This is a genomic window from Aeromonas sp. R1-2 (assembly GCF_040908505.1).
Taxonomy (GTDB): Bacteria; Pseudomonadota; Gammaproteobacteria; order Enterobacterales; family Aeromonadaceae; genus Aeromonas; species Aeromonas veronii.
Genome location: NZ_JBFODU010000027.1, coordinates 96234 through 122081, shown reverse-complemented (window position 1 = coordinate 122081; position 25848 = coordinate 96234). Strand labels below are relative to the sequence as shown.

Annotated in this window: 21 protein-coding genes; 7 read left to right on the top strand and 14 right to left on the bottom strand. The window is 62.1% G+C overall.

Going from position 1 to position 25848, the window contains the following annotated elements; translation table 11 throughout:
* Positions 1 to 138 precede the first annotated feature (138 nt).
* The gene (gene uvrD / locus AB5Y76_RS10955) at positions 139 to 2310 is read right to left on the bottom strand and encodes a DNA helicase II (protein WP_263717969.1); all 2172 of its coding nucleotides are present in this window, start codon (positions 2308 to 2310) and stop codon (positions 139 to 141) included.
* A gap of 506 nt (positions 2311 to 2816) precedes the next feature.
* Between uvrD and AB5Y76_RS10950 the strand changes: the two genes are divergently transcribed.
* The 4 genes from AB5Y76_RS10950 (at position 2817) to AB5Y76_RS10935 (ending at position 7570) form a co-directional block, all read left to right on the top strand.
* Complete coding sequence (locus AB5Y76_RS10950) at positions 2817 to 3815, top strand: BMP family protein (RefSeq protein ID WP_005340803.1); 999 nt, start codon at positions 2817 to 2819, stop codon at positions 3813 to 3815.
* An 85-nt stretch (positions 3816 to 3900) separates the two neighbouring features.
* On the top strand, positions 3901 to 5484 hold the full coding sequence (locus tag AB5Y76_RS10945; RefSeq protein ID WP_139746971.1) for an ABC transporter ATP-binding protein: 1584 nt from the start codon (positions 3901 to 3903) through the stop codon (positions 5482 to 5484).
* Positions 5484 to 6602 (top strand): ABC transporter permease, encoded by a 1119-nt coding sequence (locus AB5Y76_RS10940; protein ID WP_263717970.1) that lies wholly within the window; start codon positions 5484 to 5486, stop codon positions 6600 to 6602. The genes AB5Y76_RS10945 and AB5Y76_RS10940 overlap by 1 nt, the downstream gene beginning before the upstream one ends.
* Before the next feature lie 2 nt (positions 6603 to 6604).
* The gene (locus AB5Y76_RS10935; protein ID WP_021230728.1) at positions 6605 to 7570 is read left to right on the top strand and encodes an ABC transporter permease; all 966 of its coding nucleotides are present in this window, start codon (positions 6605 to 6607) and stop codon (positions 7568 to 7570) included.
* Positions 7571 to 7654: 84 nt separating this feature from the next.
* Here the strand turns inward: AB5Y76_RS10935 and mgtE are convergent, their stop codons facing one another.
* From mgtE to argS, 9 genes are all read right to left on the bottom strand, one after another.
* Positions 7655 to 9079 (bottom strand): magnesium transporter, encoded by a 1425-nt coding sequence (gene mgtE, locus AB5Y76_RS10930; protein WP_263717972.1) that lies wholly within the window; start codon positions 9077 to 9079, stop codon positions 7655 to 7657.
* Positions 9080 to 9225: 146 nt separating this feature from the next.
* Positions 9226 to 10626, bottom strand: a complete 1401-nt coding sequence (gene cysG, locus AB5Y76_RS10925; protein WP_263717973.1) for a siroheme synthase CysG — start codon at positions 10624 to 10626, stop codon at positions 9226 to 9228.
* 12 nt (positions 10627 to 10638) lie between these two features.
* Complete coding sequence (gene nirC / locus AB5Y76_RS10920) at positions 10639 to 11451, bottom strand: nitrite transporter NirC (RefSeq protein WP_263717974.1); 813 nt, start codon at positions 11449 to 11451, stop codon at positions 10639 to 10641.
* 57 nt (positions 11452 to 11508) lie between these two features.
* On the bottom strand, positions 11509 to 11826 hold the full coding sequence (gene nirD, locus AB5Y76_RS10915; protein ID WP_258721979.1) for a nitrite reductase small subunit NirD: 318 nt from the start codon (positions 11824 to 11826) through the stop codon (positions 11509 to 11511).
* Complete coding sequence (gene nirB / locus AB5Y76_RS10910) at positions 11826 to 14372, bottom strand: nitrite reductase large subunit NirB (RefSeq protein ID WP_263717975.1); 2547 nt, start codon at positions 14370 to 14372, stop codon at positions 11826 to 11828. The genes nirD and nirB overlap by 1 nt, the downstream gene beginning before the upstream one ends.
* Before the next feature lie 264 nt (positions 14373 to 14636).
* Entirely contained in the window at positions 14637 to 15965 is a 1329-nt protein-coding gene (gene hslU, locus AB5Y76_RS10905) for an HslU--HslV peptidase ATPase subunit (RefSeq protein WP_033136355.1), read from the bottom strand.
* Positions 15966 to 16031: 66 nt separating this feature from the next.
* Positions 16032 to 16565, bottom strand: a complete 534-nt coding sequence (gene hslV, locus AB5Y76_RS10900) for an ATP-dependent protease subunit HslV (RefSeq protein ID WP_005340772.1) — start codon at positions 16563 to 16565, stop codon at positions 16032 to 16034.
* A 187-nt stretch (positions 16566 to 16752) separates the two neighbouring features.
* On the bottom strand, positions 16753 to 17598 hold the full coding sequence (locus AB5Y76_RS10895) for an SPOR domain-containing protein (RefSeq protein ID WP_100644793.1): 846 nt from the start codon (positions 17596 to 17598) through the stop codon (positions 16753 to 16755).
* 3 nt (positions 17599 to 17601) lie between these two features.
* Positions 17602 to 19347, bottom strand: a complete 1746-nt coding sequence (gene argS / locus AB5Y76_RS10890) for an arginine--tRNA ligase (protein WP_263717976.1) — start codon at positions 19345 to 19347, stop codon at positions 17602 to 17604.
* 310 nt (positions 19348 to 19657) lie between these two features.
* Between argS and AB5Y76_RS10885 the strand changes: the two genes are divergently transcribed.
* The 3 genes from AB5Y76_RS10885 (at position 19658) to AB5Y76_RS10875 (ending at position 21622) form a co-directional block, all read left to right on the top strand.
* On the top strand, positions 19658 to 20224 hold the full coding sequence (locus AB5Y76_RS10885) for an LON peptidase substrate-binding domain-containing protein (protein ID WP_263717977.1): 567 nt from the start codon (positions 19658 to 19660) through the stop codon (positions 20222 to 20224).
* A 140-nt stretch (positions 20225 to 20364) separates the two neighbouring features.
* The gene (locus tag AB5Y76_RS10880; RefSeq protein WP_263718007.1) at positions 20365 to 20934 is read left to right on the top strand and encodes a sigma-70 family RNA polymerase sigma factor; all 570 of its coding nucleotides are present in this window, start codon (positions 20365 to 20367) and stop codon (positions 20932 to 20934) included.
* A complete protein-coding gene (locus tag AB5Y76_RS10875) occupies positions 20927 to 21622 on the top strand; it encodes a ChrR family anti-sigma-E factor (protein ID WP_263717978.1) in 696 nt (231 codons plus the stop codon). Before AB5Y76_RS10880 ends, AB5Y76_RS10875 begins: the two co-directional genes overlap by 8 nt.
* Before the next feature lie 66 nt (positions 21623 to 21688).
* Here the strand turns inward: AB5Y76_RS10875 and bacA are convergent, their stop codons facing one another.
* From bacA to AB5Y76_RS10855, 4 genes are all read right to left on the bottom strand, one after another.
* Positions 21689 to 22504: an undecaprenyl-diphosphate phosphatase gene (gene bacA, locus AB5Y76_RS10870; protein ID WP_167571508.1), complete on the bottom strand. Its 816-nt coding sequence runs from the start codon at positions 22502 to 22504 to the stop codon at positions 21689 to 21691.
* Positions 22505 to 22619: 115 nt separating this feature from the next.
* Positions 22620 to 23609 (bottom strand): galactose-1-epimerase, encoded by a 990-nt coding sequence (gene galM, locus AB5Y76_RS10865; protein ID WP_263717979.1) that lies wholly within the window; start codon positions 23607 to 23609, stop codon positions 22620 to 22622.
* On the bottom strand, positions 23606 to 24754 hold the full coding sequence (galK, locus tag AB5Y76_RS10860) for a galactokinase (protein WP_263717980.1): 1149 nt from the start codon (positions 24752 to 24754) through the stop codon (positions 23606 to 23608). The genes galM and galK overlap by 4 nt, the downstream gene beginning before the upstream one ends.
* Positions 24751 to 25809, bottom strand: a complete 1059-nt coding sequence (locus tag AB5Y76_RS10855; RefSeq protein ID WP_263718008.1) for a UDP-glucose--hexose-1-phosphate uridylyltransferase — start codon at positions 25807 to 25809, stop codon at positions 24751 to 24753. Before AB5Y76_RS10855 ends, galK begins: the two co-directional genes overlap by 4 nt.
* Positions 25810 to 25848 lie beyond the last annotated feature (39 nt).

The following is a 25848-nucleotide window of genomic DNA, read 5'->3' as shown; positions in this document are numbered from 1 at the left end:
ATTATCTTACTCTGATGTGGGCATTGGGTTGGGTAAATCGCGAAGCGTATTCGAATGAGCGAGTTATGAAGCCATCTCAATAAATGATTCAACCAACCCGGCCTAAGCCGGGTTGGTTGAATCAAAAGGCGGGAAAAATCAGAGTGCTTCCAATCTGGCATACGCCGTCACCAGCCACTTGGCGCCGACGTCGTCGAACTGGATCTGCACCCGACTCTGCTGGCCGACCCCTTCGAAGTTGAGTACCACCCCTTCGCCGAATTTCGGATGGAGCACCCGCTGGCCGAGCTTGATGCCGCTGGTGTCAAAGCTCTGCTGCACCTCGTTCTGGCTAAAGCGGCCGTACTGGGTGGGGCGGCTCACCTGAGTGCGCAGCCGGATCTCTTCCAGACACTCGGCGGGCATCTCGCGGATAAAGCGGCTCGGCTTGTGGAACATCTCGCGGCCGTAGATGCGGCGGCTCTCGGCATAACAGATGTAGAGCTTCTCCATGGCGCGGGTCATGCCGACGTAACAGAGGCGGCGCTCCTCTTCCAGCCGGCCCGACTCCTCGGTGGATTGCTGGCTGGGGAACATGCCTTCTTCGACGCCGACCAGCAGCACCAGCGGGAACTCCAAGCCCTTGGCACTGTGCAATGTCATCAGCTGCACCGCGTCGGCATATTCGTCCGCCTGATTCTCGCCGGACTCCAGCGCCGCGTGGGCGAGGAAGGCGGAGAGATCGCTCATATCTTCCAGCTCGTCCGGGCGCTGGTACTGGCGGCAGGCGGTGACCAGTTCGTCCAGGTTCTCTACCCGCGCCTGGGATTTCTCGCCCTTTTCCGCCAGATACATCGCCTTGAGGCCGGAGTTCTGGATGGCGATATCCGCCTGCTGGTGCAGCGGCAGCATGGCGACCTGCTCCTCCAGCGCGTCGATCAGCTCGACAAAGCCGCGCACCGCGTTTCCGGCGCGACCGGTCAGCACCTTGTCGTTGAGCAGCGCCTTGGCTGATTGCCACAGGTTGAGCCCCTGATCGCGGGCGTTGCCGCGCAGGATCTCGAGGGTGCGATCGCCGATGCCGCGGGTCGGGGTGTTGACCACCCGCTCGAAGCTGGCGTCGTCGCCGCGATTGTTGATAAGCCGCAGGTAGGCCATGGCGTCTTTGATTTCCTGGCGCTCGAAGAAGCGCAGGCCGCCGTAGATGCGATACGGCATGGCGTCCTGCATCAGCGCCTCTTCCAGCACCCGCGACTGGGCGTTGGAGCGATAGAGGATGGCGCAGTCGGCCAGGAGGCCGCCCTTTTCCTTCCAATCCTTGAGACGGCCGACCACGAAGCGCGCTTCGTCCACCTCGTTGAAGGCGGCGTAGAGCGAAATCGGCTCGCCCTCGGCCCCTTCGGTCCACAGCTCCTTGCCAAGGCGCTCGGCGTTGTTGGCGATGACGCTGTTGGCGGCTTTGAGGATATTGGCGGTGGAGCGGTAGTTCTGTTCGAGGCGGATGGTCTCGGCGCCCTGATAGTCGGTCAGGAAGCGCTGGATGTTCTCGATCTTGGCGCCGCGCCAGCCGTAGATGGACTGGTCATCGTCGCCGACGATCATCACCTTGCCGCTGTTGCCCGCCAGCATTCGCAGCCAGGCGTACTGGATGCCGTTGGTATCCTGAAACTCGTCCACCAGGATGTTCTGGAAGCGGTCGCGGTAGTGCTCGAGGATGTGCGGCTTGTTGAGCCACAGCTCGTGGGCACGCAGCAAGAGTTCTGCAAAGTCCACCAGACCGGAGCGATCGCAGGTCTCCTGATAGGTCTTGTAGATCTGCTGATAGGTGCGGGTGACGGGGTCGCCGTAGAGGTCGATGTCGCCGGGGCGCAAGCCTTCATCTTTCTTGCCGTTGATGTAGCCCATCACGGCGCGCGGGGCCCAGTGCTTCTCGTCGAGGTTGAGCGCCTTGAGCACCCGGCGGATCAGCCGGTACTGGTCATCGGAGTCGAGGATCTGGAAATCCTGCGGCAGCCCCGCATCCAGATGGTGGGCCCGCAGCAAACGGTGGGCGATGCCGTGGAAGGTGCCGATCCACATGCCGCGCACGCCGTCGCCGATCACCTTCTCGACCCGGCCGCGCATCTCGGCCGCCGCCTTGTTGGTAAAGGTGACCGCGATGATGGAGAAGGGTGAACAGCGTTCCACCTGCATCAGCCAGGCGATACGGTGCACCAGCACCCGGGTCTTGCCCGAACCGGCACCGGCCAGCACCAGCAGGTTGCTGCGGGGCGCCGCAACGGCATCTCTTTGCTTGTCGTTGAGCCCGTCGAGCAGGGTTGAAACGTCCATCACCACTCCTGTTTATTTATACAGGCGGGGATTATACGGCCATCCCCCTGCCAGACCAAATCCAAACTCGGGGGTAGGGGTGAGATGGGGGCTTGCAGGGGAGTCGGTGCGGCCATTTTTGGCTGGCGCAGAGAGAGGAGGGCGGGGAGGTTTCCAGCTGTAGCCAATCCTTGCTCGCGCAGTTTGTGGGGATTTTGCGAGCCGGATCACGGGCTTGTCGGGGGGCTGGATGAATAACAGGGGAAAACGGTTTACAGTAACTTGCTGAACAATAAGAGAAATGTCGTTTGGGTCTTTTGGTTGTTAGCATAAAAAACTGAAAATTAGCTAAAAAACAACTGCTTATAAGGTTATTTGCTTAGAATTCAAACCGTTAACGCAAACGTTTTTCCCTTATCATTTGCTTGACCCGCATCGGGGCTGACTTAGAGTAAGCCTGCGTGCTAGATAGCCTGCTCTGACAGGCAAGCAAGTTCCCTCACTTAATAACAATCAAGGATACGATCGTGACTAAAGTGCTCAAGCTGGCCACTGTGGCCTCCCTCACTCTCGCTGCTCTCTCTGCTCAAGCTGCTTCCGAGCCAGCCGTCATTTATGACACCGCGGGCAAGTATGACAAATCATTCAACGAAGCCGTGTTCCGTAACGGCGTCGAGCTCTACAACAAGGACAAGGGCGTCAAGGTCAAAGAGTTTGAACCCCAGAACGAAGCCCAGCGCGAGCAGGGTCTGCGTCGTCTGGCCAGCCGTGGCAACGGCCCGATCGTGGCGGTCGGTTTCAACATGGGCTCTGCGGTAGAGAAGGTTGCGACCGAATTCCCGAAAACCCAGTTCACCATCATCGACATGGTGGTCGACAAGCCGAACGTCCAGTCCGTCATCTTCAAGGAGCATGAAGGTTCCTTCCTGGTGGGCGCGCTGGCTGCCATCGCTTCCAAGAGCGGCAAGGTCGGCTTCGTGGGCGGCATGGATATCCCGCTGATCCGCAAATTCCAGTGCGGTTACGAGCAGGGTGCCAAGTTCGTCAATCCGAAGATCGAAGTGTTCCAGAACATGGCGGGCTCTACCCCGGCCGCGTTTGCTGACCCGGCCAAAGGTGCCGAGCTGGCCAAGTCCCAGTTCGCCAAGGGCGCTGACGTGGTTTACGCCGCAGCTGGCGGTACCGGTATCGGTGTCTATCAGGCAGCCAAGGACAGCGGCAAGTTCGCCATCGGTGTGGACTCCAACCAGAACCACCTGCAACCGGGCACCATGCTGACCTCCATGGTCAAGTCTGTGGGTCTGGCTGCTTACCAGACCTGGGATGACGCTGCCAAAGGCGAGTGGAAGCCGGGTATCAAGAACCTGGGTCTGGCCGAAGGCGGTGTGGATTGGGCTCTCGACAAGGACAACGAGAAGCTGATCACCCCGGAAATGAAAGCCAAGGTAGATGCCATCAAGGCTGAAATCATCGCTGGCAAGGTCAAGGTTCATGACTACATGAGCGATAACACCTGCAAATACTAATTAGATAGTTGCTACGACTCTCAACGCACCACCGGCCCGCACGGGCCGGTTTTTAGTCTTATTTCATGAAACGCAGGGCTGCATCATGGACCAGACAGATCGCTATGCCATCGAATTAAGAGGTATCGATAAGCGGTTCGGCGAAGTGTACGCCAACAAGCTGATCGACCTTAAGGTTCGCAAAGGCAGTATCCACGGCATTGTCGGCGAAAATGGCGCCGGTAAGTCCACCCTGATGAGCATCATTTATGGTTTCTACCATGCCGACAAAGGCGAGATGCTGATCGACGGGAATCCTTTCAAACCCCACGGCTCACAAGATGCGATTGCCGCAGGGGTGGGCATGGTTCACCAGCACTTCATGCTGGTCAATAACTTCACCGTATTGGAAAACGTCATCCTCGGCGCTGAGAACGGCTGGCACCTTCAGCAGAGCGTGGCGTCAGCCGAAAAGTTGCTTGGCGAACTGGCGCGGGATTATGGCCTCGACGTGCCGTTGCACGAGAAGGTCGAAGATCTGCCGGTTGGCTTGCAACAGCGGGTCGAAATTCTCAAGGCGCTCTATCGCGGCGCCCGCATCCTGATCCTCGACGAGCCGACCGGGGTACTGACCCCGCAAGAGGCGGATCACCTGTTCGAGGTGCTGAAAAAGCTGCGGGATCAGGGGGCAACCATCATCCTTATCACCCACAAGCTGCGGGAGATCCTGGCGATTACCGATCAGGTCTCCATCATGCGCCGTGGCGAGATGGTGGCACATGTCGCCACCAAGGATACCGACAAGGAGCAGCTGGCCGAACTGATGGTGGGCCGCAAGGTGCGCCTCAAGGTCGACAAGGGGCCAACCCAGCCCGGTGAAGCCAAGCTGAAGATCGAAGGACTCAGCTATTTCGACGCCAGCAAGGTGGAGCGGGTCAAATCGGTCAGCTTCGAGGTGCGGGCCGGTGAAGTGGTCGGCATTGCCGGGGTCTCCGGCAACGGTCAGTCCGAACTGCTCAGCCTGCTTGGCGGCATTCTCAAGCCGAGCAAGGGCGGCTTCACCATCAGCAGCCGCAGCGGCGTGCACAAGGTGAGCGCGGAGCACCCGGCCGATCCCGAGCTGGTGCGCAACTACGGCCTCGGTCATGTGCCGGAAGATCGCCACAAGATGGGGCTGATCAACCGCTTCGAGGCGAAAGAGGCCTTTATTCTCGGTTATCACCGTCGCCCGCAATACAACAAGGGGTGGCTGCAGAACAAGGAGGCGATCCAGCAGGATTGTCAGGCCAAGATGGAGAAGTGGGACGTGCGCCCGCCCCATCCTGATCACAAGACCGCCAACTTCTCCGGTGGCAACCAGCAGAAGCTGGTGATCGCCCGTGAAGTGGAGCAGGACCCGGATGTGCTGTTGATCGGCCAGCCGACCCGCGGGGTCGACATCGGCGCCATCGAGTATATCCACCAGCAGATCATCGCCATGCGTGACAAGGGCAAGGCGGTGCTGCTGGTCTCGGTGGAGCTGGACGAGATCATGAGCCTCGCAGATCGCATTCTGGTCATTGCCGATGGTCGCATCGTCGGCGAGCTGGATGGTGCCAAGGCGGATGAGCGCACCATTGGTCTGATGATGGCGAACATAGTGCCGGACGAAGTTGCTGGCGTGTCTGGCGTAGCCAAGGAGGCCCACTGATGAGCCAAGTACGTATTCCTGCCTGGGTCTCCGTAGGCGTCTTGTCTGCGGTCAACATCCTGCTGGCCTTCCTGGTGTCGGCCATTCTGTTCTACTACCTCGACATCAACCCGGTCGATGCCGCCAAGATCATGTGGTACGGCGCGTTCGGCACAGGTGAAGGGGTCGGTTTCACCCTCTACTACGCAACCGGCTTTATCTTTACCGGTCTGTCGGTGGCGGTTGCCTTCCACGCCGGTCTGTTCAATATCGGCGGTGAAGGTCAGGCCTATATCGGCGGTCTCGGTGTCGGTCTGGTCTGTCTGATGATCGGCGATGTGCTGCCGTTTGCCCTGCTGTTGCCGCTCTCCATCATTGCCGGTGGTCTGTTCGGTGCGGCCTGGGCCTTTATTCCGGCCTGGCTGCAAGCCAAGCGCGGCAGCCATATCGTGATCACCACCATCATGTTCAACTTCATCGCCGCCTCCCTGATGGCCTATCTGCTGGTGGAGGTGTTCAAGCCGCCCGGCTCGATGGCGACCGAGAGCCGGGTGTTTGCCGAAGCAAGTTGGCTGCCCAAGATGAGCGGGCTGGCGAACCTGTTCGGGATGGAGATCCCCAACAGCCCCCTTAACATCAGCTTCTTCTGGGCGCTGATCTGTGCGGCGCTGGTGTGGGTCTTTATCTGGCACACCCGCTGGGGTTACGAGATCCGCTCGGTCGGCGCCAGCCAGAGCGCCTCCGCCTACGCCGGTATCTCCTATCCCAAGGTGGTGATCCTGGCGATGGTCATCTCCGGCATGCTGTCGGGCTTCTTTGCCCTCAACGTGCTGCAGGGTGAGCTGCACCAAATCAAGCTCAACTTTGTGGAAGGGTTCGGCTTCACCGGTATCGCGGTGGCGCTGATGGGGCGCAACCATCCGGTCGGCGTCATCATCGCCAGCCTGCTGTTTGGCTTCCTCTATCAGGGGGGCGCCGAGCTCAGCTTCGAATTCGGTGTCGACCGCAACATCGTGGTGGTGTTGCAGGGTCTGGTGATCCTGTTCTGTGGCGCCCTTGAGCACATGATGCGTCCGCGTATCGAGCAGCTCTATCTGGCGTTTGCCAACCGCTCAGCCGCGCAAGCTAAAGGAGTCTGATCATGTTTGAAATTCTGATCCTGATGCTGGATGCGACCATTCGTACTGCGCCGCCCCTCATTCTCGCCGCCATGGCGGGCATGTTTTGCGAGCGCTCCGGGGTGGTCAACATCGCGCTGGAAGGCAAACTGCTGGCGGCGGCGTTCGCCAGTGGTGCGGCGGCGGCGGTCTCCGGTTCTGCCTGGATAGGTCTGGGTGCCGGGGTGGGTGTCTCCATCCTGTTTGCCCTGATGCACGGTTTTGCCACCATCACCCACCGCGGTGATCAGGTGGTGAGCGGCATGGCCATCAACATTCTTGCGGCCGGTCTGACCGTCACCCTGGGCCGTTACTGGTTCGATCAGGGGGGCCAGACTCCGGCGCTCTCCGGTGATGCCCGTTTCGCCCCCATCGATCTGCCCTATGCCAAGGAGCTGTGGGATGTGCCGGTGATCGGCCAGCTCTACAGCGAGCTGTTGAGCGGCCACTCCCTGCTGGAGTACGTGGCGTTTGCCTGCGTACCGCTGGCCTGGTGGGTGATGTTCCGTACCCGCTTCGGTCTGCGTCTGCGGGCGGTGGGTGAGGCACCCGCAGCGGTCGATACCGCCGGTATCTCTGTGGTGCGCATGCGCTACACCGCGCTCCTCATCGGCGGCCTGCTGGCCGGTATTGGTGGCACCTATCTGGCGGTGGCCCAGACGGCCCAGTTCATCCCCAACATGAGTGCGGGCAAGGGCTTTATGGCGCTGGCGGCGCTGGTGTTCGGCAAGTGGCGCCCCTGGAATGCCATGGCCGCCTGCCTGCTGTTCGGCTTCCTCGATGCGGTCGCCATCCGCCTGCAAGGGGTCAGCATAGGTGGCTTCGCCATTCCGGTGCAGGCCATCGAGGCACTGCCCTACATCCTGACCGTGTTCCTGCTGGCCGGTTTTATCGGCCGTGCGGTGGCACCCAAGGCGCTCGGCACCCCCTATGTGAAGGAGCGGGAGTAGCGCCCTCTATCGCGATACTCCCACCCACCCTGATAACAGCAGGCCCACTTCGGTGGGCCTGTTTTTTATGGTTTGAGTGGCTGGTTACAGCAGGAACAGGGTCGCTAGCCCGAGGAAGATAAAGAAGCCGCCGGTATCGGTGATGGCGGTGATCATCACGCTGGCACCGACTGCCGGGTCGCGGCCGAGGCGGGTCATGGTCATGGGGATAATCACCCCCATCAACGCCGCCACCAGCAGGTTGAGCATCATGGCCAGGGTCATCACCGCGCCGAGCGCCGCATCCTGATAGAGCAGATAGGTGGCGATGCCCATGGTGCCGCCCCACACCAGCCCGTTGATAAAGGCGACGCCAAGTTCCCGTAGCAGCAGGAAGGAGAGGTTGCCTGCCTGAATGTGCTGCAGCGCCAGCGCCCGCACTATCATGGTGATGGTCTGGTTGCCGGTGTTGCCGCCGATCCCGGCGACGATGGGCATTAGCGCCGCCAGTGCTACCAGCTGCGAGATGGTGTGCTCGAACAGGCCGATCACCCGCGAGGCGACAAAGGCGGTGCAGAGGTTGATGGCAAGCCAGGCCCAGCGGGTCTTGACCGCCTTGGAGACCGGGGCGAACACGTCTTCATCCTCGCTGATACCCCCCATCCGGCGCAGGTCGGTGTCACTCTCCTCATAGACCAGATCCACCACCTCTTCGACGGTGAGGCGGCCCATCAGCTTGCCCTTGCCATCCACCACGGCGGCGGAGAGCAGGTCATCCCGCTCGAAGGTGCGGGCCGCCGCTTCGTCGTTATCCTCCGGATCGAAGGTGACCGGATCCCGCTCCATCACGTCGCTCACCAGGGTGGCGGGTTTGTGCAGCAGCACTGTGGTGAGGGCCAGCTCCCCCAGCAGGTGGTTGCGCCGATCGATGACGAACAGCTTGTCGGTGTTGGCGGGGATCTTGCCGCGCAGCCGCAGATAGCGCTGCACCGTGGCCAGACTCACCTCGGGGCGGGTGGTGATGATCTCGAAGTCCATCATGGCGCCGACGGTGTGCTTGCCGTAGCGGATCACCTCCCGCACCCGATCCCGCTCGGCGGGGGCCATATAGGTGAGCAGCCGCCCCATCAGGTTGCGTGGCAGGTACTGGCCCAGATAGATCTGGTCGTCGATATCCAGGGTGCGCAGGGCGTGCAGCAGCTCCTTGTCGCTCATCCCGCTGATGAGGCTGTCCCACACCGTCTCCGACGCTTCGACCAGGATCTGGCCGCGCTTTTCCTCCTCCACCAGTGCCCACAGGGCATGACGTTCATCGGGCGGCAGCGACTCCAGCGCATCGGCGACGTCGGCGGCGGGCAACCCGTTGACCAGCGCAGTGAGTTCGCTGGTCTGATCGCGCTGCTCTGCATCCTGCACCGCTTGCGGGTCGAGCAGGCTGTCGGTGAGGGCATCATCGCGCAGCAGCAGGGTGAGAATGCGGGATCTGTCATCCGCGCGCTGCCGGGCGCTGTTCTTGATGGGAAGAGACATGGGATGAATTCCTGAGATGGTAGCCAAGGGCTCAATGCCCATAGGATACCAGACTTAAAACAACAGGTTATGACCGTGATGGGAGAAGAGGGAGGTAAAAGTGAGGCCACCTGCTGGTGGCCTCATGGTGAGTTGCCGAGAATCCCTCAGGCGAGGGCTCGCTGAGCCTGTGGTGCCTCGCCAAACCAGGCGAGCCGGTCGGCCAGGGTCACCACCGAGCCCACCATGATGAGGGCAGGACTCTCGACCCCCACCGCCAGCGTGGGCAGCTCATCGAGGGTGCCGCGAATGACCCGCTGGCAGGGCTGGGTGCCGCGCTCGATCAGCGCCACCGGGGTGTTGCCCGCCTTGCCGTGGGCCAGCAGCTGCTCGCGGATGGTGGCGCAGGATGAGAGCCCCATGTAGAACACCAGAGTCTGTTTGTCCTTGGCGAGCAGCGGCCAGTCGAGATCCCGGGCGCCCCCCTTGCCGTGAGCAGTGACGAAGCGCACGCTCTGGGCGTGATCGCGGTGGGTCAGCGGAATGCCGGCGTAGGCGGCGCAGCCGCTGGCCGCGGTGATCCCCGGCACCACCTGAAAGCCAATGCCAGTGCCGACCAGCGTCTCCAGCTCCTCGCCGCCACGGCCGAAGATAAAGGGGTCGCCCCCCTTGAGCCGCACCACCCGTTGCCCCTTCTTCGCCTCCTCCAGCAAGAGCTGGTTGATCCCCTCCTGAGGCACGCAGTGGTTGCCCGCCTGCTTGCCGACGAAGATGCGCTTGGCATCCCGGCGCACCAGTGCCATCACCTCGTCGGAGACCAGTCGGTCATAGACCACCACGTCCGCCTGCTGCATCTGGCGCAGGGCGTGCAGGGTGAGCAGACCCGGATCGCCGGGGCCAGCCCCCACCAGCACCACTTCGCCTCCGGTCTGGCTCTCGTCGGCAAACAGGTTGTCGGCCAGCTGGTTGGCAGAGGCGCTATCCCCCCGCGCCAGCGCCTGACCGAGCCGGTCCGCCCCGAGTAGCCGCTCCCAGAAGCGGCGCCGCTCTCCCATGCTGGCGAATCGCGCCTTGACCCGCTCCCGCAGGCTGCCAGCGAAGGCCGCCACGGCCCCCAGATGCTGCGGCAGCAGGGCTTCCAGTTTTTCCCGCAGCAGCCGGGCCAGAACAGGTGCCTTGCCGCCGGAGGAGATGGCCACCATCAGCGGCGAGCGATCGATGATCGACGGCATGATGAAGCTGGAGCGCTTCGGGTCATCCACCACGTTAGCAAAGATCTGCGCCTGATTGGCGCTTTGGTAAACCAGCGCATTCACCTCGCGCCGATCGGTGGCGGCCACCACCAACCACTTGCCCGCCAGTTGTTCCGGCACAAATTCACCGGCCAGCCACTCGATGCTGCCGTTGGCAGCCAGCTCCGCCAGCTCGGGGTCAAGCTCGGGCGCCACGACTGTGAGGTGGGCACCGGCATCCAGCAGCAGACGCGCCTTGCGCTCTGCCACCTCGCCGCCGCCGACCAGCAGCACGGGTTTGTTGTCGAGTCGGCAAAAGATGGGCAAGTAGTCCATGGGGCCTCCGGATCAGGCGGTTCGGGTCTGGTTGGCGGTGCTGGTGGTCTCGCTCACCGAGACCGGGCGCTCCGCCTTGGGGGTGGCATACCAGTAGCCGAGGCCCATAAAGAGGACGCCGGAGACGGTGTTACCCAGGGTCACCCACAGCAGGTTGTGGCCGATGCCGCCCAGGGTGTAGGCATCCGAGTGGGCACCAAACCAGGAGAGGGCAAACAGGGTCATGTTGGCGATGGAGTGCTCGTAGCCGGAGGCGATAAAGGCCAGCAGGCACCACCAGATGGCGATGAAGCGGGCGGCCCCTTCGGTGCGCAGCGCCATCCAGATGGCGAGGCAGACCAGCCAGTTGCAGAGGAGCCCCTTCATAAACAGGGTCAGCGCCGGGGCCTGGGTCTTGGCCAGCGCCACCTTGTGGGCCAGACTGCCCGCATCCGGCAGCAGGCTGCCGCCGTAGGAGTAGATGAGCGCCACCACGATGGAGCCAATCAGGTTGCCCGCCCAGGTCTGCGGCAGGATGCGCAGCAGGTCGGCCATGGTGATCTTGCCCGTCTTCACCCCGAAGGTGAGGAACATGGTGTGGCCGGTAAACAGCTCGGAGCCGGCGATGATGACCAGCGTCAGGGCGATGCCGAAGGTGGCTCCCATCACCAGCGGCCGGATGCTCGGATCCACCAGATTGCCGAGGGTGAAGATGAGGATGATGCCGAGGCCCACATAGGCCCCCGCCATGGCGGAGCTGAGCCAGAAGCCGAGCCTGTCGCTGCGCTCGAAGCGGTTGATGCGGGCCGCGTTGGCGGCGCACTTGTTGATGGTTTCCGTATACATCTTGTGAGTCCTTGAAAGGGCTGCCCACAGGCAGCCCGAAAGAGAGTGAATTTGGCTTTAGACAGCGACCCAGACCTGCTGGTCACGCACTTCAACGGGGTAGCTCTGCACCGACAGGGCCGGGTTGTCGAAGCAGTGGCCATCGCTCAGGCGAAAGCGCTGCTTCTTGAGCGGGCTGGCGACCCATAGCTCGCCGTCGTGTTCGCAGATCAGGCCCCGCGACAGCACGTTGGCGGCGAAGAAGGGATCCCGGTTGTCGATGGCGAACACCTCGGCCGCCGCGCTCGGGCGGAACAGGGCGATCTGGCGACCTTCAATGAGTGCGCAGACACCGGTTCCCGGCAGGATGTCGTTGAGTTGGCAGGCTAATTTCATCATTTGGTTTCCACCTCGATCTGGTAGACGGGGATGCGCTCGGCCGGAGTGGCGGGTCTGTGCTGGTCGCGCTCGGCAACGAACTGAACGTCCGGGTCGCGCTTGTCGCTGTTGATGAAGTGGCTGAAGCGCTTGAGCGCTTCCTCTTCGTTGAGGGTGCGCGACCATTCGCACTCGTAGCTGTCGATAAGGGTCTGGATATCGCGCTCCAGGGTCTCGGCCAGCCCCAGCTTGTCGTCGACGATCACCTCGCGCAGGTAGTCGACGCCCCCTTCCAGATTGCCGAGCCAGACCGAGGTGCGCTGCAGTTTGTCGGCGCTGGTGACGTAGAACATCATAAAGCGGTCGATCAGCTTGATGAGGGTCTCGCGGTCGAGGTCAGAAGCCAGCAGATCGGCGTGGCGCGGCTTCATGCCGCCGTTGCCGCCCACATAGAGGTTCCAACCCGCGTCGGTGGCGATGATGCCGACGTCCTTGCCCTGCGCTTCCGCACATTCACGGGTACAGCCGGAGACACCGAACTTCATCTTGTGCGGGGTGCGAATCCCCTTGTAGCGGTTCTCGAGGAAGACCCCGAGGCCGACGCTGTCCTGCACGCCGAAGCGGCACCAGGTGCTGCCGACGCAGGTCTTGGCCATGCGCAGCGCCTTGGCGTAGGCCTGACCGGTCTCGAATCCGGCCGCCAGCAGCTTGCGCCAGATGGCGGGCAGGTCATCCTTCTGGGCCCCGAACAGGCCGATGCGCTGGGCGCCGGTGATCTTGGTGTAGAGCTTGTAGTCGCGGGCCACTTCGGCCACCGCCAGCAGCCCTTCCGGGGTCACTTCGCCGCCGGCCATGCGCGGGATGACGGAGTAGCTGCCGTCCTTCTGCATGTTGCCGAGGAAGATGTCGTTGGTGTCCTGCAGCGGGATGTTGCGCGGGCTCAGCACATGCTCGTTCCAGCAGGAGGCGAGGATGGAGCCGACGGTCGGTTTGCACACCTCGCAGCCATAGCCCTGACCGTGCTTGGCCAGCAGTTCGTCGAAGCTCTTGATCCCCTCCACCTTGACCAGATGGAACAGCTCCTGACGGGAGTGGGGGAAGTGGGCGCAGAGGTGGTTGTTGACCTCGATGCCCTGCTTCACCAGCTCGGCGTTGAGCACCTGACTGATGAGCGGCACGCAGCCGCCGCAGCCGGTTCCGGCCTTGGTGTGCTGCTTGATGGCGGCCAGCGTGGTGTGGCCCTCGGCGACGGCCTGGGCGATGTCGCCCTTGGATACGTCGAAGCAGGAGCAGATCTGGGCGCTCTCCGGCAGGGCATCCACCCCCAGCGTCGGCTTGGCACCGGCGTAGGCAGGCAGGATCAGGGTGTCCGGGTGGCTCGGCAGCGGCAGGGCGTTGAGCATCATCTGCAGCAGGTTGCCATAATCTTCCACGTCACCCACCAGCACGGCGCCGAGCAATCGGCTGTTGTCTTCGCTCACCACGATTTTCTTGTAGACGCCAGCCTGGTCATCCTGAAACACATAGCTGTGGCTGCCCGGGGTGCGGCCGTGGGCATCACCGATGGAGCCGACGGAGACACCGAGCAGTTTCAGCTTGGCGCTCATGTCCGCCCCCTCGAAGCGGCTGTCGCCGCCGAGCAGATGGTCGACGGTGATCTGGGCCATCTTGTAGCCCGGCGCTACCAGTCCGAAGAAGCGGCCCTGCCAGGCGGCGCACTCGCCGATGGCGTAGATGTCGGGGTCGGAGGTGAGGCAGTGATCGTCGATGACGATGCCGCCGCGCTCGGCGATGGCGAGATCACCGTAGCGGCCAAGGGTATCTTGCGGGCGAATGCCGGTGGAGAAGACCACCACGTCCACTTCCAGCTGGCTGCCATCGGCAAAGGCGAGGCGGTGTTTCGCCTGTTCGCCGCCATGCATCAGGATCTCGCTGGTGCTCTTGCTGGTGTGTACCTGCACGCCCATGGATTCAATCTTGCGGCGCAGCAGCTGGCCACCCTGACCGTCGAGCTGCTCGGCCATCAGCACCGGAGCAAACTCCACCACGTGGGTCTCGAGGCCCAGCGCCTTGAGGGCTCCGGCCGCTTCGAGGCCAAGCAGGCCGCCCCCGATCACCACCCCGCTCTTGCCGCTTTTGGCGGCGCTGCGGATGGCTTTCAGATCCTCGATGGTGCGATAGACGAAGCACTCGTGGTGCTGGCTGCCCGCAATGGGCGGCACCCAGGGGTAGGAGCCGGTGGCCAGCACCAGCTTGTCGTACCCGACCACAGTGCCCTTGTTGGAGTGCACTTCGCGGTTGGCCCTGTCGATTTTTTTCACCGCTTCGCCGAGCAGCAGGCGGATGCCGTGCTTGTCGTAGAAACCGGGTTTGACGAGGGAGAGATCTTCGCTGGTGTGATGGGAGAAGTAGGAGGAGAGATGGACGCGATCGTAGGCGGGACGGGGTTCTGCACCGAAGACGGTGATCTCGTAACGGCCTGGGGCGGCCCGCTCGATCAACTCTTCGATGAAGCGGTGCCCCACCATGCCGTTGCCCACAACGACCAGTCTGACTTTGCTCATGATTGCCTCTAGTTTGGAGTAATAAAACATCATTCTGGGGCTAGGCTACCCAGTCGGCAGGGGCGGGCAATTGATGCAAATCAAGTGTCTATTTATATATCTCGTCAGGGGTAATTCGATAAAATTCAAAGATATACAAAAATGGGTATACCAGTTGAGTGTTTTGCTGCTGGGTGCGAGTGGGACATAGAGAGAAGGGGACTGGGGCTTAAAATGCAAAACGCCCCCATTTCTGGAGGCGTTTTTTTACAAACAGAACTTCGCTTACAGAATAAAGCGGCTCAGGTCCTCGTCTTCAATCAGCTTGCCGAGGTGGGCGTTGACGTAGTCGGTGTCGATGACAAAGGTCTCGCCGGACTTCTCGGAGGCGTCATAGGAGATATCTTCCATCAGGCGCTCCATCACGGTGTGCAGACGGCGGGCACCGATGTTCTCGGTACGCTCGTTAACCTGCCACGCCGCTTCGGCCAGACGGCGGATGCCATCCTTGGTGAACTCGATATTGACCCCTTCGGTGGCCATCAGCGCCTTGTACTGATCGGTCAGGGAGGCGTTCGGTTCGGTCAGGATACGCTCGAAGTCATCTGTGGTCAGTGCGGTCAGCTCGACCCGGATCGGCAGACGGCCCTGCAGCTCGGGGATGAGGTCGGACGGCTTGGCGATCTGGAAGGCGCCGGAGGCGACAAACAGGATATGGTCGGTCTTGACCATGCCGTGTTTGGTGTTGACGGTGCAGCCCTCGACCAGCGGCAGCAGGTCGCGTTGTACCCCTTCACGGGAGACATCGGGGCCGGAGCTCTCGCCGCGCTTGCAGATCTTGTCGATCTCGTCGAGGAAGACGATGCCGTTGTTCTCGACCGCTGCGATCGCTTTCTGCTTCAGCTCTTCCGGATTGACCAGACGGGCTGCTTCCTCTTCGATCAACGCCTTCATGGCCTCTTTGACCTTGATCTTGCGCTTCTTCTTCTGGTTCTGGCCCAGATTCTGGAACAGCCCCTGCAGCTGGTTGGCCATCTCTTCCATGCCCGGCGGGGTCATGATTTCGACGCCCATCGGGGAGGCGGAGAGTTCCAGTTCGATCTCTTTGTCATCCAGCTGACCTTCCCGCAGTTTCTTGCGGAAGATCTGGCGGGTGTTGGAGTTGTCGGCTTTCTCTTCCTCACCCCAGGTGTTGCGCGGGTTGGGCAGCAGGGCGTCGAGGATGCGCTCTTCGGCAGCCTCCTCGGCGCGGTATTTCATCTTCTCCATCTCGGTTTCGCGCACCAGCTTGATGGCGGCATCGGTCAGATCGCGGATGATGCTGTCCACTTCCTTGCCGACATAGCCCACTTCGGTGAACTTGGTCGCTTCCACCTTGATGAAGGGGGCGTTGGCCAGCTTGGCCAGACGACGGGCGATCTCGGTCTTGCCGACACCGGTCGGGCCGATCATCAGGATGTTTTTCGGGGTCACTTCATGGCGCATCTCTTCGTTGAGCTGCATCCGGCGCCAGCGGTTGCGCAGGGCAACGGCAACGGCGCGCTTGGCATCGGCCTGACCAATGATGTGTCTGTCCAGCTCGTGGACGATTTCTCTCGGGGTCATCTCGGACATGATGGTGTTCCTGTATCCGGGGCGGGCAGTGCCCACCCCTTGGGAAATTGGGTTTGGCTGGCGGCCTTATTTCGCCGAATAGTCCAGCACTTCAATGGTGTGGTTGCCGTTGGTGAAGACGCAGATGTCGCCCGCAATCTTGAGGGACTTCTCGACAATGGTCCTGGCATCCAGCTCGGTGTTTTCCAGCAGCGCGATGGCGGCGGACTGGGCGAAGTTGCCGCCGCTGCCGATGGCGATGAGATCGTGCTCCGGCTGCACCACGTCACCGTTGCCGGTGATGATGAAGGATTTGTGTTCGTCGGCCACGGCCAGCAGCGCTTCGAGGCGGCGCAGGGCGCGATCGGTGCGCCAATCTTTGGCCAGCGCCACGGCGGCGCGCTCCAGATTACCCTGATGGGCCTGCAGTTTTGCTTCGAAACGCTCGAGCAGGGTGAAGGCGTCGGCGGTACCGCCAGCGAAACCGGCCAGCACCTTGCCGTTATAGAGACGATGAACCTTGCGGGCGTTGCCCTTCATGACGGTGTTGCCAAGAGAGACCTGGCCATCGCCACCGATGACGACCTGACCGTTGCGGCGAACTGAAACTATGGTAGTCACTTTACTTACCTCGCTTGAGCCGAATGACGGCCTGACTGTGCATGGCAAGAAAGATGGGGATGGCAAACGGGCTTTTCAACCCTGCCTTTGGTCGGGATAAACGGGGTAGTAAAGAGCGTGGGTGCGAGTGACACCAAAAGAACAGGGCCGGGTGTTGCCACTCGGCCCTGCGTCATCGGTAAGCGGATTACCCTTTCTTGGGAATGCAGCCGCTGATGCCGGAGCTCTGCAGCTTGCTGTTGGCCGCGTCGGCGGCCACCTTGCCGTTGAAGGGGCCCACCATCACCTTGTAGACGGTGCCGTTGGCGCCATTGATCACCTGCAGGCTGGAAGAGAGGCCGGCGGTGAAGGCGATACGTGCCTTGAGCGACTCTGCGGAATCCTGCGAGCGCAGGGCGGCGCACTGCATCATATAGCGACCGCTGTCGGCGGCTGCGGTCTGGGCTGGCGGGGTCGCCGCTTTGGCCTTGGCCGCTTCGGCGCGCTCCCGTTCCAGCTCGGCACGGATCTCCCGCTCCATCCGTTCCCGTTCGGCCTTGCGGTCGATCACCTGCTCTTGCGCGCTGGCAACCGGCGCTCCGGAGGTGGAAGGGGTGGTCGCCGGATTGGGCTGATAGGGCTTGGGCTGGCCGATAGGCGTTCCCGGTTGGGGAATGTCGGTCGGCACCGGCTGCGGCAGTTTTTCCGGCTGCAGGGTCATGGTATCTGCCGGCGGTGGCGGCAGCACACCCGGCTGGGTCGGCGGCTCTATGATATCGACCTGCTTGTTCTCAAGCCGTTCGATGTAGCTCCACTTCTCCTGAGGCAGCCCGTTATTCTGCGCTTTTGGCTTGTTGGCCTTTACCTGCTCCTCAATGGTGGGGGCGTCGTTGCCCTTGCCATTGATCATGTAAAGGAAGCCACCAAAGCCTGCCAGCAGTGCCACGACCAGCAGCACTGGAATAACAGGAAAGCGGCGAGGGGCCGCTTTCTTGGTATTGCGGCCACCCGCCCGACGTCGCGGGCGGCTGCCGACATAATCCCGGGTTGCCATCTATTACATGCGCTCCAGGGTATGGATGCCCAGTACGCCGAGGCCCAGTTTCAGCACCTTGGCGGTGGCGGCGCACAGCAGCAGACGGCTCTGACGGGTTGCTTCGTCCACGCCATCCTTGTTGATCGGGCAGGCTTCATAGAAGGTCATGAAGTTGCCGGACAACTCGTACAGGTAGGTACAGAGCAGGTGCGGCATGCCTTTGTCGGCCACGCCGTTGACCGCGTCGGAGAACTGGATCAGCTTCTGGGCCAGCACCTCTTCGGCCTCTTCGTTCAGGGTCACGTTGCCGGTCAGCGTCTCGGCATCGATGTTGGCCTTGCGGAAGATGGACTGGATACGGGTGTAGGCGTACTGCAGGTAAGGGGCAGTGTTGCCTTCAAACGACAGCATCAGATCCCAGTCGAAGATGTAGTCGGTAGTGCGGTTCTTGGAGAGATCCGCATACTTCACCGCGCCCATGGCGATGGCGTTGACCACGTTGGCCTTCTCTTCGGCAGAGAGGTCGCTGTTGCGGCTTTCCAGCAGCGCAGCGGCGCGCTCTTCGGCTTCGTTCAGCAGGTCAACCAGCTTGACGGTGCCACCAGAGCGGGTCTTGTAGGGACGACCATCCTTGCCCAGCATCATGCCGAAGGCGTGGTGCTCAAGCGGTACGGATTCCGGCACATAGCCCGCCTTGCGGGTGATGGTCCAGGCCTGCATCAGGTGCTGGTGCTGACGGGAGTCGATGAAGTACATGACACGGTCGGCGCCCAAGGTTTCATAACGGTATTTGGCACAGGCGATGTCGGTGGTGGTGTAGAGGAAACCGCCATCGCTCTTCTGGATGATGACGCCCATGGCCTCGCCATCCTTGTTCTTGAACTCGTCCAGGAAGACAACGGTGGCGCCTTCGCTCTCGACCGCCAGCCCCTTGGCTTTCAGGTCGGCCACGATCTCCGGCAGCATGTCGTTGTACATGGACTCGCCCATGATGTCCTTGTTGGTCAGGGAGACATTCAGGCGGTCGTAGTTGATCTGGTTCTGTTCCATGGTCATGTCGACCAGCTTCTTCCACATGGTACGGCAGTACTCGTCGCCGCCCTGCAGCTTGACCACGTAGTTACGGGCGCGCTCGGCGAAGGCTTCGTCTTCGTCGTAGCAACGCTTGGCCTGGGTGTAGAAGGCTTCCAGATCCTTGAGCGCCATGTCGCTGGCGTGCTCGTTGGACATCTTCTCCAGATAGGCGATCAGCATGCCGAACTGGGTGCCCCAGTCGCCGATGTGGTTGGCGCGGATCACTTTGTGGCCGAGGAACTCCAGCGCGCGCGCAGCCACGTCACCGAGTACGGTGGAACGAATGTGGTGTACCGCCATCTCTTTGGCCACGTTGGGGGCGGAGTAGTCCACCACCACGGTCTGTGGGGTCGGCAACTTCACGTTGGCGTTGGCAGAGGTCACCATGGCCTCGACCTGACCGGCCAGCCAGCGCTGGTCGAAGAAGAAGTTGATGAAGCCGGGACCGGCGATCTCGACCTTGGCGATCAGGTCGGAGGCGGGCAGGTGCTCGATGATGGCCGCTGCCAGCTCACGGGGATTCTTGCGGGCCGGTTTGGCCAGCAGCATGGCCAGGTTGGTAGCCAGGTCGCCGTGAGCTTTTTCCTTGCATCGGTCTACTTGCACGCGGGCTTCCAGGTCCGCCGGCAGGACGCCTGCTGACTTGAGATTGGCTACCGTTTGTTCAAGTAGATGATGAATATGCTCTTTCATAACTGACCACCAAGGTTGCGCGTCGAAAAATGACTGATATATAAGGGCGTGAATTTTACCCGCATCGGCCCGAGAAAACTATAGGGATGACCCGCCGCTCGCTGTCGGGCGGATATTTCACTGCGTTTGGCGCCATATTCCAGAATATTGGGCGGAAATTACGGTGCTTATCCATTTCTACTGCATATCGAAGCGGCTTGTCCAGGCTATTTTCCCCTGATTGTTAAGGGTTTTTCCTTTCCGCTGACGGGAATGATCTCCTCCCTCTGGCCCGGCGTATCAACAGAGGTTCCCAACCGAGGAGTTTGCGATGCGACTGGCGCTGTTTCCCCTATCTGCCCACCTGCTGCCCGGCGGCATCATGCCGCTGCGGATCTTCGAACCGAGATACCAGCGGATGATCGCAGAGGCGGGGGAGTCCGGCTTTGCCCTCTGCATGGTGGACCCTCGCCAGCCCGACGCCCTGCGCAACATGCTGCCCATCGCCACCCGGGTCACCATCATCGATTTCGACCGGCTGCCGGACGGCATGCTGGGGATCACGGTGCAGGGGATGGAGCGGGTGCAGATAGAGGATCTGTGGCTGGAGCCCGATGGCCTGCGTATCGGCGAGGTGACGCCGCTGACGGCCTGGCCGCCCCGCCGACTCCATCCCGATCAGCAACCGCTGGTCGAGGCATTGCGGGAGGTGTTTGCCGACTATCCCGACTATGCCGCCCTCTATCCCGCCCCCTGCTGGGACGATGGCAACTGGGTGGCCCAGCGCTGGCTGGAGGTGCTGCCGATCCCCCCCGAGCAGAAGCAGTTGCTGCTAGCTGCCGCCGACAATCAGCCCGCCATCGCCCTGCTCAAGGGGGTACTGGTGGCCAGCCACTGATTTTTTCTGACCCGCTGATCCGCCACTGCCGCAGCGCCGTACAAGTCATCACCACAGCATGTTCGACAGCACACCAAAGGGATGGCGCAATGGCATATACTGGCCAACCACACTCGACCATACGCAGGACCTCGCCCGTGATGGATAACCCGGATGGCGACCTCAAATCTCTGCTGATCAGGGTGGCAGAGCAGGCCGACAAGACTGCTTTTGCCCGCCTGTTCCAACACTTTGCGCCGCGTATTCGCAGCTACGGCCTGCGCCACCTCGGCAGCGAAGCCAACGCCATGGAGCTGGTGCAGGAGACCATGCTGCTGGTGTGGCAGAAGGCGCGTCTCTACCACCCCGAGAAGGGGGCGCCGACCACCTGGATCTATACCGTGATGCGCAACCAGTGCTTCGACATGCTGCGCCGTCGTCGCGCCAGCAAGGAGGATCTCTGTGCCGAGGAGCTGTGGCCGGTGCTGGAGTTTCAGGCCGAAGAGGAGCACCTGAGCGGCGGTGAGGATGCGGTGCTGACCCGTCAGATGGCCCACTATCTGGGCACCCTGCCGGAGCCGCAACAGCAGGTGGTGCGTGGCATCTATCTGCAGGAGTTCTCCCAGCAGGAGCTGGCGGAGCGACTCGGCGTGCCGCTCGGCACCATCAAGTCCCGCCTCCGGCTGGCGTTACAGAAACTGAAAGAGCAAGTGGAGCAAGGCCATGATTAAAGCCCATCCGACCAACCCTATGCTGCGCGCCTTCGCCGCCGACGAGCTCCCTCTGCCGCTGGCGGTAGGGCTCTCCGCTCACTGTGAACTCTGCCCCGATTGTGCTGCCCGACTGAAGACATTCGAAGAGGAGCTGGCGCAGCAATATCTTGCCTCGCCAGCAGAGCCCGAGCTGGACTCCCGCGATGAAGTGGGACTGGACGCCGGATTCGACGCCATGCTGGCGGATATTCTGGCGCAGCCGCTGGCAGAGCCCCTCTCCGAGCCAACACATGACCAGCCCCGAACGCAGCACGGCGAGCTGGAGGTAGCCGGGCAGGCCTACCGTTTGCCACGGGTGCTGGCCCGCTACCGTTCGCCCAAGTGGCGTCATATCGGGGCCATTCGTCAGCAGAGTCTGCCGCTGGACGAGATGGGGGCGCGCGCCAGCCTGCTCCATATCGAAGCGGGCGGCCGCATCCCCGAGCACACCCATCAGGGTTATGAGCTGACCCTGCTGCTGGCGGGCAATATTCAGGATGGCGATACCCTTTACAAGGCGGGGGATTTCATCTGGCGCGATGCCAGCCACTCCCACAGTCCGCATACGCCGGACGGTTGCCTCTGCTACACGGTGCAGGATGCGCCGGTGCAGTTCACCAAGGGGCTGTCGCGGCTGCTGAACGGCATCAGCCAGCACCTCTACTAAGCACCATGACGCCATAGAAAAAGGGACCAAGTTGGTCCCTTTTGTCATTTCATTGCAGGCTGCCGATCAGGCGACAAACACCAGATAGACGGCGAATGCCACGATAAAGCGGTAGATGGCGAACGGGATAAAGTCGATGCGGCGGATCAATGTCAGGAAGGTCTTGATCGCAAACATCGCTACCACGAAGGCGGTGATAAAGCCCACTGCAAACATCGGGAAGTCGGCCATCGAGAGGAAATCGCGGCTCTTGTAGAGATCAAGCCCACTGGCCGCAACCATCATGGGCACAGCCATGATGAAGGAGAACTCGGCGGCGGCGTGACGGCTGATCCCCATCAGCATGCCACCACTGATGGTGGCGCCGGAGCGGGAGAAGCCGGGCCACAGGGCCAGACACTGGAACAGACCGATGCCGAACGCCTGCTTGTAGCTGATGTCATCCAGGGTTTCGGCTGTGACGGCCGGGCGGAACTTCTCGGCGATGATCAGCAGGATGCCCCCCGCGACCAGTGCGTACATTACGGTCTGTGGACCAAACAAGTTGGCCTTGATCCAGCTGTGGATGGCCAGACCGACCACGATGGCGGGCAGCATGCCGAGGATGACGTGGATCAGCGACAGGGTGGCATGATCCTGAGAGGGCTTCTGGCCAAAGTGGATGCCAATCAGGCCAAACAGGCGGCGCCAGAAGACGGCGACGACGGCGAGGATGGAGCCAAGCTGGATCACCACTTCGAAGGTGGCAGCCTTGGGCCCTTCAAAGCCCAGCAGATGGCCGACGATAATCATGTGGCCGGTGGAGGAGACGGGGAGGAACTCGGTCAGCCCCTCGACGACGCCCAGAATAAAGGCGACCAGCAGGCTATAAGTGTCAGTCATCGAACAAACAATCCTTCACTTCGTTGATGTAAAAACGCCCCGGGAGGGTCTCGGGGCGGCTTATCTTGCTCGATAGTGACTGCTGAGGCTATGTAAAAATCATGAAACCTTTAAGTCAGTCGCGGATAAAACGGTAGCGGGTCTGGTGGTGATAACGCCCGCCCGGCAACAGCCAGGGGTCGCCCAGCTCGGGGCGATTGGGGCTGTCCGGTAGCTGTTGCGCCTCAAGACAGAAGCCGTCGTGATCCCGGTGCGACTGGCCGCTACGGTTCGGGGTGTTGGCCAGCCAGTTGCCGGTGTAAAACTGCAGCGAGGGTTGGTTGGTGTAGACCTCCATCGCCAGCTGTCTGTCACCCGATACCACGCGAGCTGCCCACTCCTGCGCCGGGCCGTTGAGCACAAAGGCATGGTCGTATCCCTTGGCCTGTTGTTGCTGGGGATGGCTCAGCCAATCCAGCCCGACAAGGCGCTCTTGGCGCAGATCGAGCGGCCCCTCCACCGGGGTGATGGCGATCGGCAAACCGCTCGGGTCGGTCGGCAGGAAGTGGTCGGCATTGATGCTGATGAGGTGGTCACGGATATCGCCGCCATCGGTTTGCCCATCGAGATTGAAGTAGGCGTGGCTGGTGAGGCTGACCGGCGTTGCGGCATCCGTGCTGGCCACAAAATCGACCACCAGATCGCTCTGCTCAAGCCGGTACTCCAGGGTGACCCGCAGATTGCCGGGAAAGCCCTGATCCCCCGCTCGCGAGAGCAACGCCAGCTTGACCCGATCCGCCTCCAGCTCTTTGATCTGCCACTGCTTGCGATGAAAGCCCGCCTGCCCGCCGTGCAGACAATTGGGTGCCTGATTGGCATCCAGCGGCCAGTGCTGGCCATCACGTACCAGCTCGGCACCGCCGATGCGGTTGGCAAAGCGTCCTGCCACCGCGCCCAGCCACACCTGTTGGGTGGGATAGGCGTTGTCGGCACAACCCAGCAGCACTTCGCGCCGTTTGCCCGCCACCGGCAGGGTGAGGGAGGTGAGGGTGGCGCCGAAGTCGAGGCCGCGCAGCCGCAGCCCCTCTTCATTTTCCAGTTCGAACGGGGTCATGGCGCTGCTCATAGCTTGCCTGCACCGGCGCTGGCAGAGCAGACGTAGCAGTCGGCCTTGAGGCCCGAGATGGCCGGATACTCCGCCTCGACGGCGGCAATCACCTCGGCCACTTTCTCGGGGCGCAGCAGGGCGACTACACAGCCGCCGAAGCCGCCGCCGGTCATCCGCACGCCGCCATCTGTGCCGATTTTAGCCTTGATGATCTCCACCAGACCATCGATGGCGGGCACTGTGATCTCGAAGTCATCGCGCATGGCGGCGTGCGACTCGGCCATCAGCTCGCTGAGGCGGGTCAGGTCGTGGCTCGCCAGCGCATCGGCGGCCGCCAGGGTGCGGGCGTTTTCACCGACGATGTGGCGGGCACGGCGATAGCAGGCCTCATCCAGCCCGGCTTTGCCCGCTTCCAGTCCGGCCAGATCGAGGTCGCGCAGCGCCTTGACCCCGTAGTGATGGGCGGCCGCTTCACACTGCTGGCGACGAGTGTTGTATTCGCTGTCCACCAGACCGCGGCGCACATTGGAGTTGACGATCAGCACCGCCAGATCCGCCGGCATGGGGATGAGGCGGGTCTCCAGCGAGCGACAGTCGAGTAGCAGGGCGTGGTCTGTTTTGCCGCTGGCGGAGATCATCTGATCCATGATGCCGCAGTTGCAGCCGACGAACTTGTTCTCCGCCTGCTGACCGTTGAGGGCTATCTCGGCCTGGCTGATGTCGAGCCCCAGCGCCTCCTTGAAGGCCTGACCGATGGCCACTTCCAGCGAGGCAGAGGAGGAGAGCCCCGCCCCCTGCGGCACGTTGCCGGAGACCACCAGATCGAGGCCGCGCAGGGCATAACCGCGCTCCTGCAGATACTTCACCACGCCGCGGATGTAGTCGCTCCAGCGTTGGCTGGGGTGGTGCTCGATAGGCTGGTCGAGGTCGAACTGGTCGCGCTGGTTGTCGTAGTCGGCGGCGATCACCTGCACTTGTCGGTCATCGCGCAGGCCGATGGCAACGCAGGTCTCGTAGTCGATGGCGCAGGGCAGCACGAAGCCGTCGTTGTAGTCGGTATGTTCACCGATGAGGTTGACGCGGCCGGGGGCACGCACCAGCAGATCGGGCGCTTTGGCAAATTGCTCGGCAAAAACGGTGCTGACGCGTTGGCTGGGGGTCATAGGGCCTCCTCATTGGTGTGGCTGGTCTGGGTGTAGTGAATGGGGCTCAGGGTACGCAGCCGCTCGGCAGCCTGCTCCGGAGTCAGGTCGCGCTGGGTTTCGGCCAGCATCTCGAAGCCCACCATGAATTTGCGCACGGTAGCGGAGCGCAGCAGGGGCGGATAGAAGTGGGCGTGCAGCTGCCAGGCCTCGGGGCAATCCGACTTTGGTGGTGCAAAGTGCCAGCCCATGGAGTAGGGGAAGCTGCACTCGAACAGGTTGTCGTAGCGGCTGGTGAGCTCCTTGAGCGCCACCGCCAGATCCTGTTGCTGGGCCTGGGTCAGGTTCAGCATGGAGGGGACGTGCGCCTTGGGCAGCAGCAGGGTTTCGAACGGCCAGGCGGCCCAGAAGGGAACCACGGCGAGCCAGTGCTCGGTCTCTACCACGATGCGCGAGCGATCCGCCAGCTCCCGCTCCACATACTCCAGCAGCATGGGGCGGCCGTGCTCGGCCAGCCAGCCGCGCTGGTGCTGCTCTTCGCGGGCGATCTCGTTGGGCAGGAAGTCGCTGCCCCAGATCTGGCCGTGGGGGTGCGGGTTGGAGCAGCCCATGACGGCCCCTTTGTTTTCAAACACCTGCACCCACTCCCACTGGGCCGACAGTTCGGCGACCTGATCCATCCAGGTGGTGATCACCCCTTCGATGGCGGGCAGCGGCAGCTCGGGTAGGGTCTTGCCGTGATCCGGCGAGAAGCAGATGACCCGGCTGGTGCCGCGGGTGGCTTCCAGCTTCAGCAGGGGGTCGCCAGCGTTGTCGGCGGCCGGAGTATCCTGCATCAGGGCGGCGAAGTCGTTGGTAAAGACGAAGGTGCCCTGATAGTCGGGGTTGATGTCACCGGTGACCCGGGTATTTCCGGCGCAGAGGAAGCAGTCGGGATCGTGGGCCTGTTTGGGGGCCTGACTCACCTTCTCTACCTGTCCCTGCCAGGGGCGTTTGGCCCGGTGGGGGGAGACCAGCACATACTGGCTGGTCAGCGGGTTGAAGCGGCGATGGGGATGATCGACGGGGTTGAACATCATCTCTCCTGAGTAAGGTATTGAAAAATAGAGTCGTTT

Excerpts from the sequence above, each read along its gene's own strand:
- uvrD (WP_263717969.1), bottom strand. The coding sequence starts at position 2,310 with ATGGACGTTTCAACCCTGCTCGACGGGCTCAACGACAAGCAAAGAGAT.
- AB5Y76_RS10945 (WP_139746971.1), top strand. The coding sequence starts at position 3,901 with ATGGACCAGACAGATCGCTATGCCATCGAATTAAGAGGTATCGATAAG.
- AB5Y76_RS10940 (WP_263717970.1), top strand. The coding sequence starts at position 5,484 with ATGAGCCAAGTACGTATTCCTGCCTGGGTCTCCGTAGGCGTCTTGTCT.
- AB5Y76_RS10935 (WP_021230728.1), top strand. The coding sequence starts at position 6,605 with ATGTTTGAAATTCTGATCCTGATGCTGGATGCGACCATTCGTACTGCG.
- mgtE (WP_263717972.1), bottom strand. The coding sequence starts at position 9,079 with ATGTCTCTTCCCATCAAGAACAGCGCCCGGCAGCGCGCGGATGACAGA.
- cysG (WP_263717973.1), bottom strand. The coding sequence starts at position 10,626 with ATGGACTACTTGCCCATCTTTTGCCGACTCGACAACAAACCCGTGCTG.
- nirC (WP_263717974.1), bottom strand. The coding sequence starts at position 11,451 with ATGTATACGGAAACCATCAACAAGTGCGCCGCCAACGCGGCCCGCATC.
- nirD (WP_258721979.1), bottom strand. The coding sequence starts at position 11,826 with ATGAAATTAGCCTGCCAACTCAACGACATCCTGCCGGGAACCGGTGTC.
- nirB (WP_263717975.1), bottom strand. The coding sequence starts at position 14,372 with ATGAGCAAAGTCAGACTGGTCGTTGTGGGCAACGGCATGGTGGGGCAC.
- hslU (WP_033136355.1), bottom strand. The coding sequence starts at position 15,965 with ATGTCCGAGATGACCCCGAGAGAAATCGTCCACGAGCTGGACAGACAC.
- AB5Y76_RS10895 (WP_100644793.1), bottom strand. The coding sequence starts at position 17,598 with ATGGCAACCCGGGATTATGTCGGCAGCCGCCCGCGACGTCGGGCGGGT.
- argS (WP_263717976.1), bottom strand. The coding sequence starts at position 19,347 with ATGAAAGAGCATATTCATCATCTACTTGAACAAACGGTAGCCAATCTC.
- AB5Y76_RS10885 (WP_263717977.1), top strand. The coding sequence starts at position 19,658 with ATGCGACTGGCGCTGTTTCCCCTATCTGCCCACCTGCTGCCCGGCGGC.
- AB5Y76_RS10880 (WP_263718007.1), top strand. The coding sequence starts at position 20,365 with ATGGATAACCCGGATGGCGACCTCAAATCTCTGCTGATCAGGGTGGCA.
- AB5Y76_RS10875 (WP_263717978.1), top strand. The coding sequence starts at position 20,927 with ATGATTAAAGCCCATCCGACCAACCCTATGCTGCGCGCCTTCGCCGCC.
- bacA (WP_167571508.1), bottom strand. The coding sequence starts at position 22,504 with ATGACTGACACTTATAGCCTGCTGGTCGCCTTTATTCTGGGCGTCGTC.
- galM (WP_263717979.1), bottom strand. The coding sequence starts at position 23,609 with ATGAGCAGCGCCATGACCCCGTTCGAACTGGAAAATGAAGAGGGGCTG.
- galK (WP_263717980.1), bottom strand. The coding sequence starts at position 24,754 with ATGACCCCCAGCCAACGCGTCAGCACCGTTTTTGCCGAGCAATTTGCC.
- AB5Y76_RS10855 (WP_263718008.1), bottom strand. The coding sequence starts at position 25,809 with ATGTTCAACCCCGTCGATCATCCCCATCGCCGCTTCAACCCGCTGACC.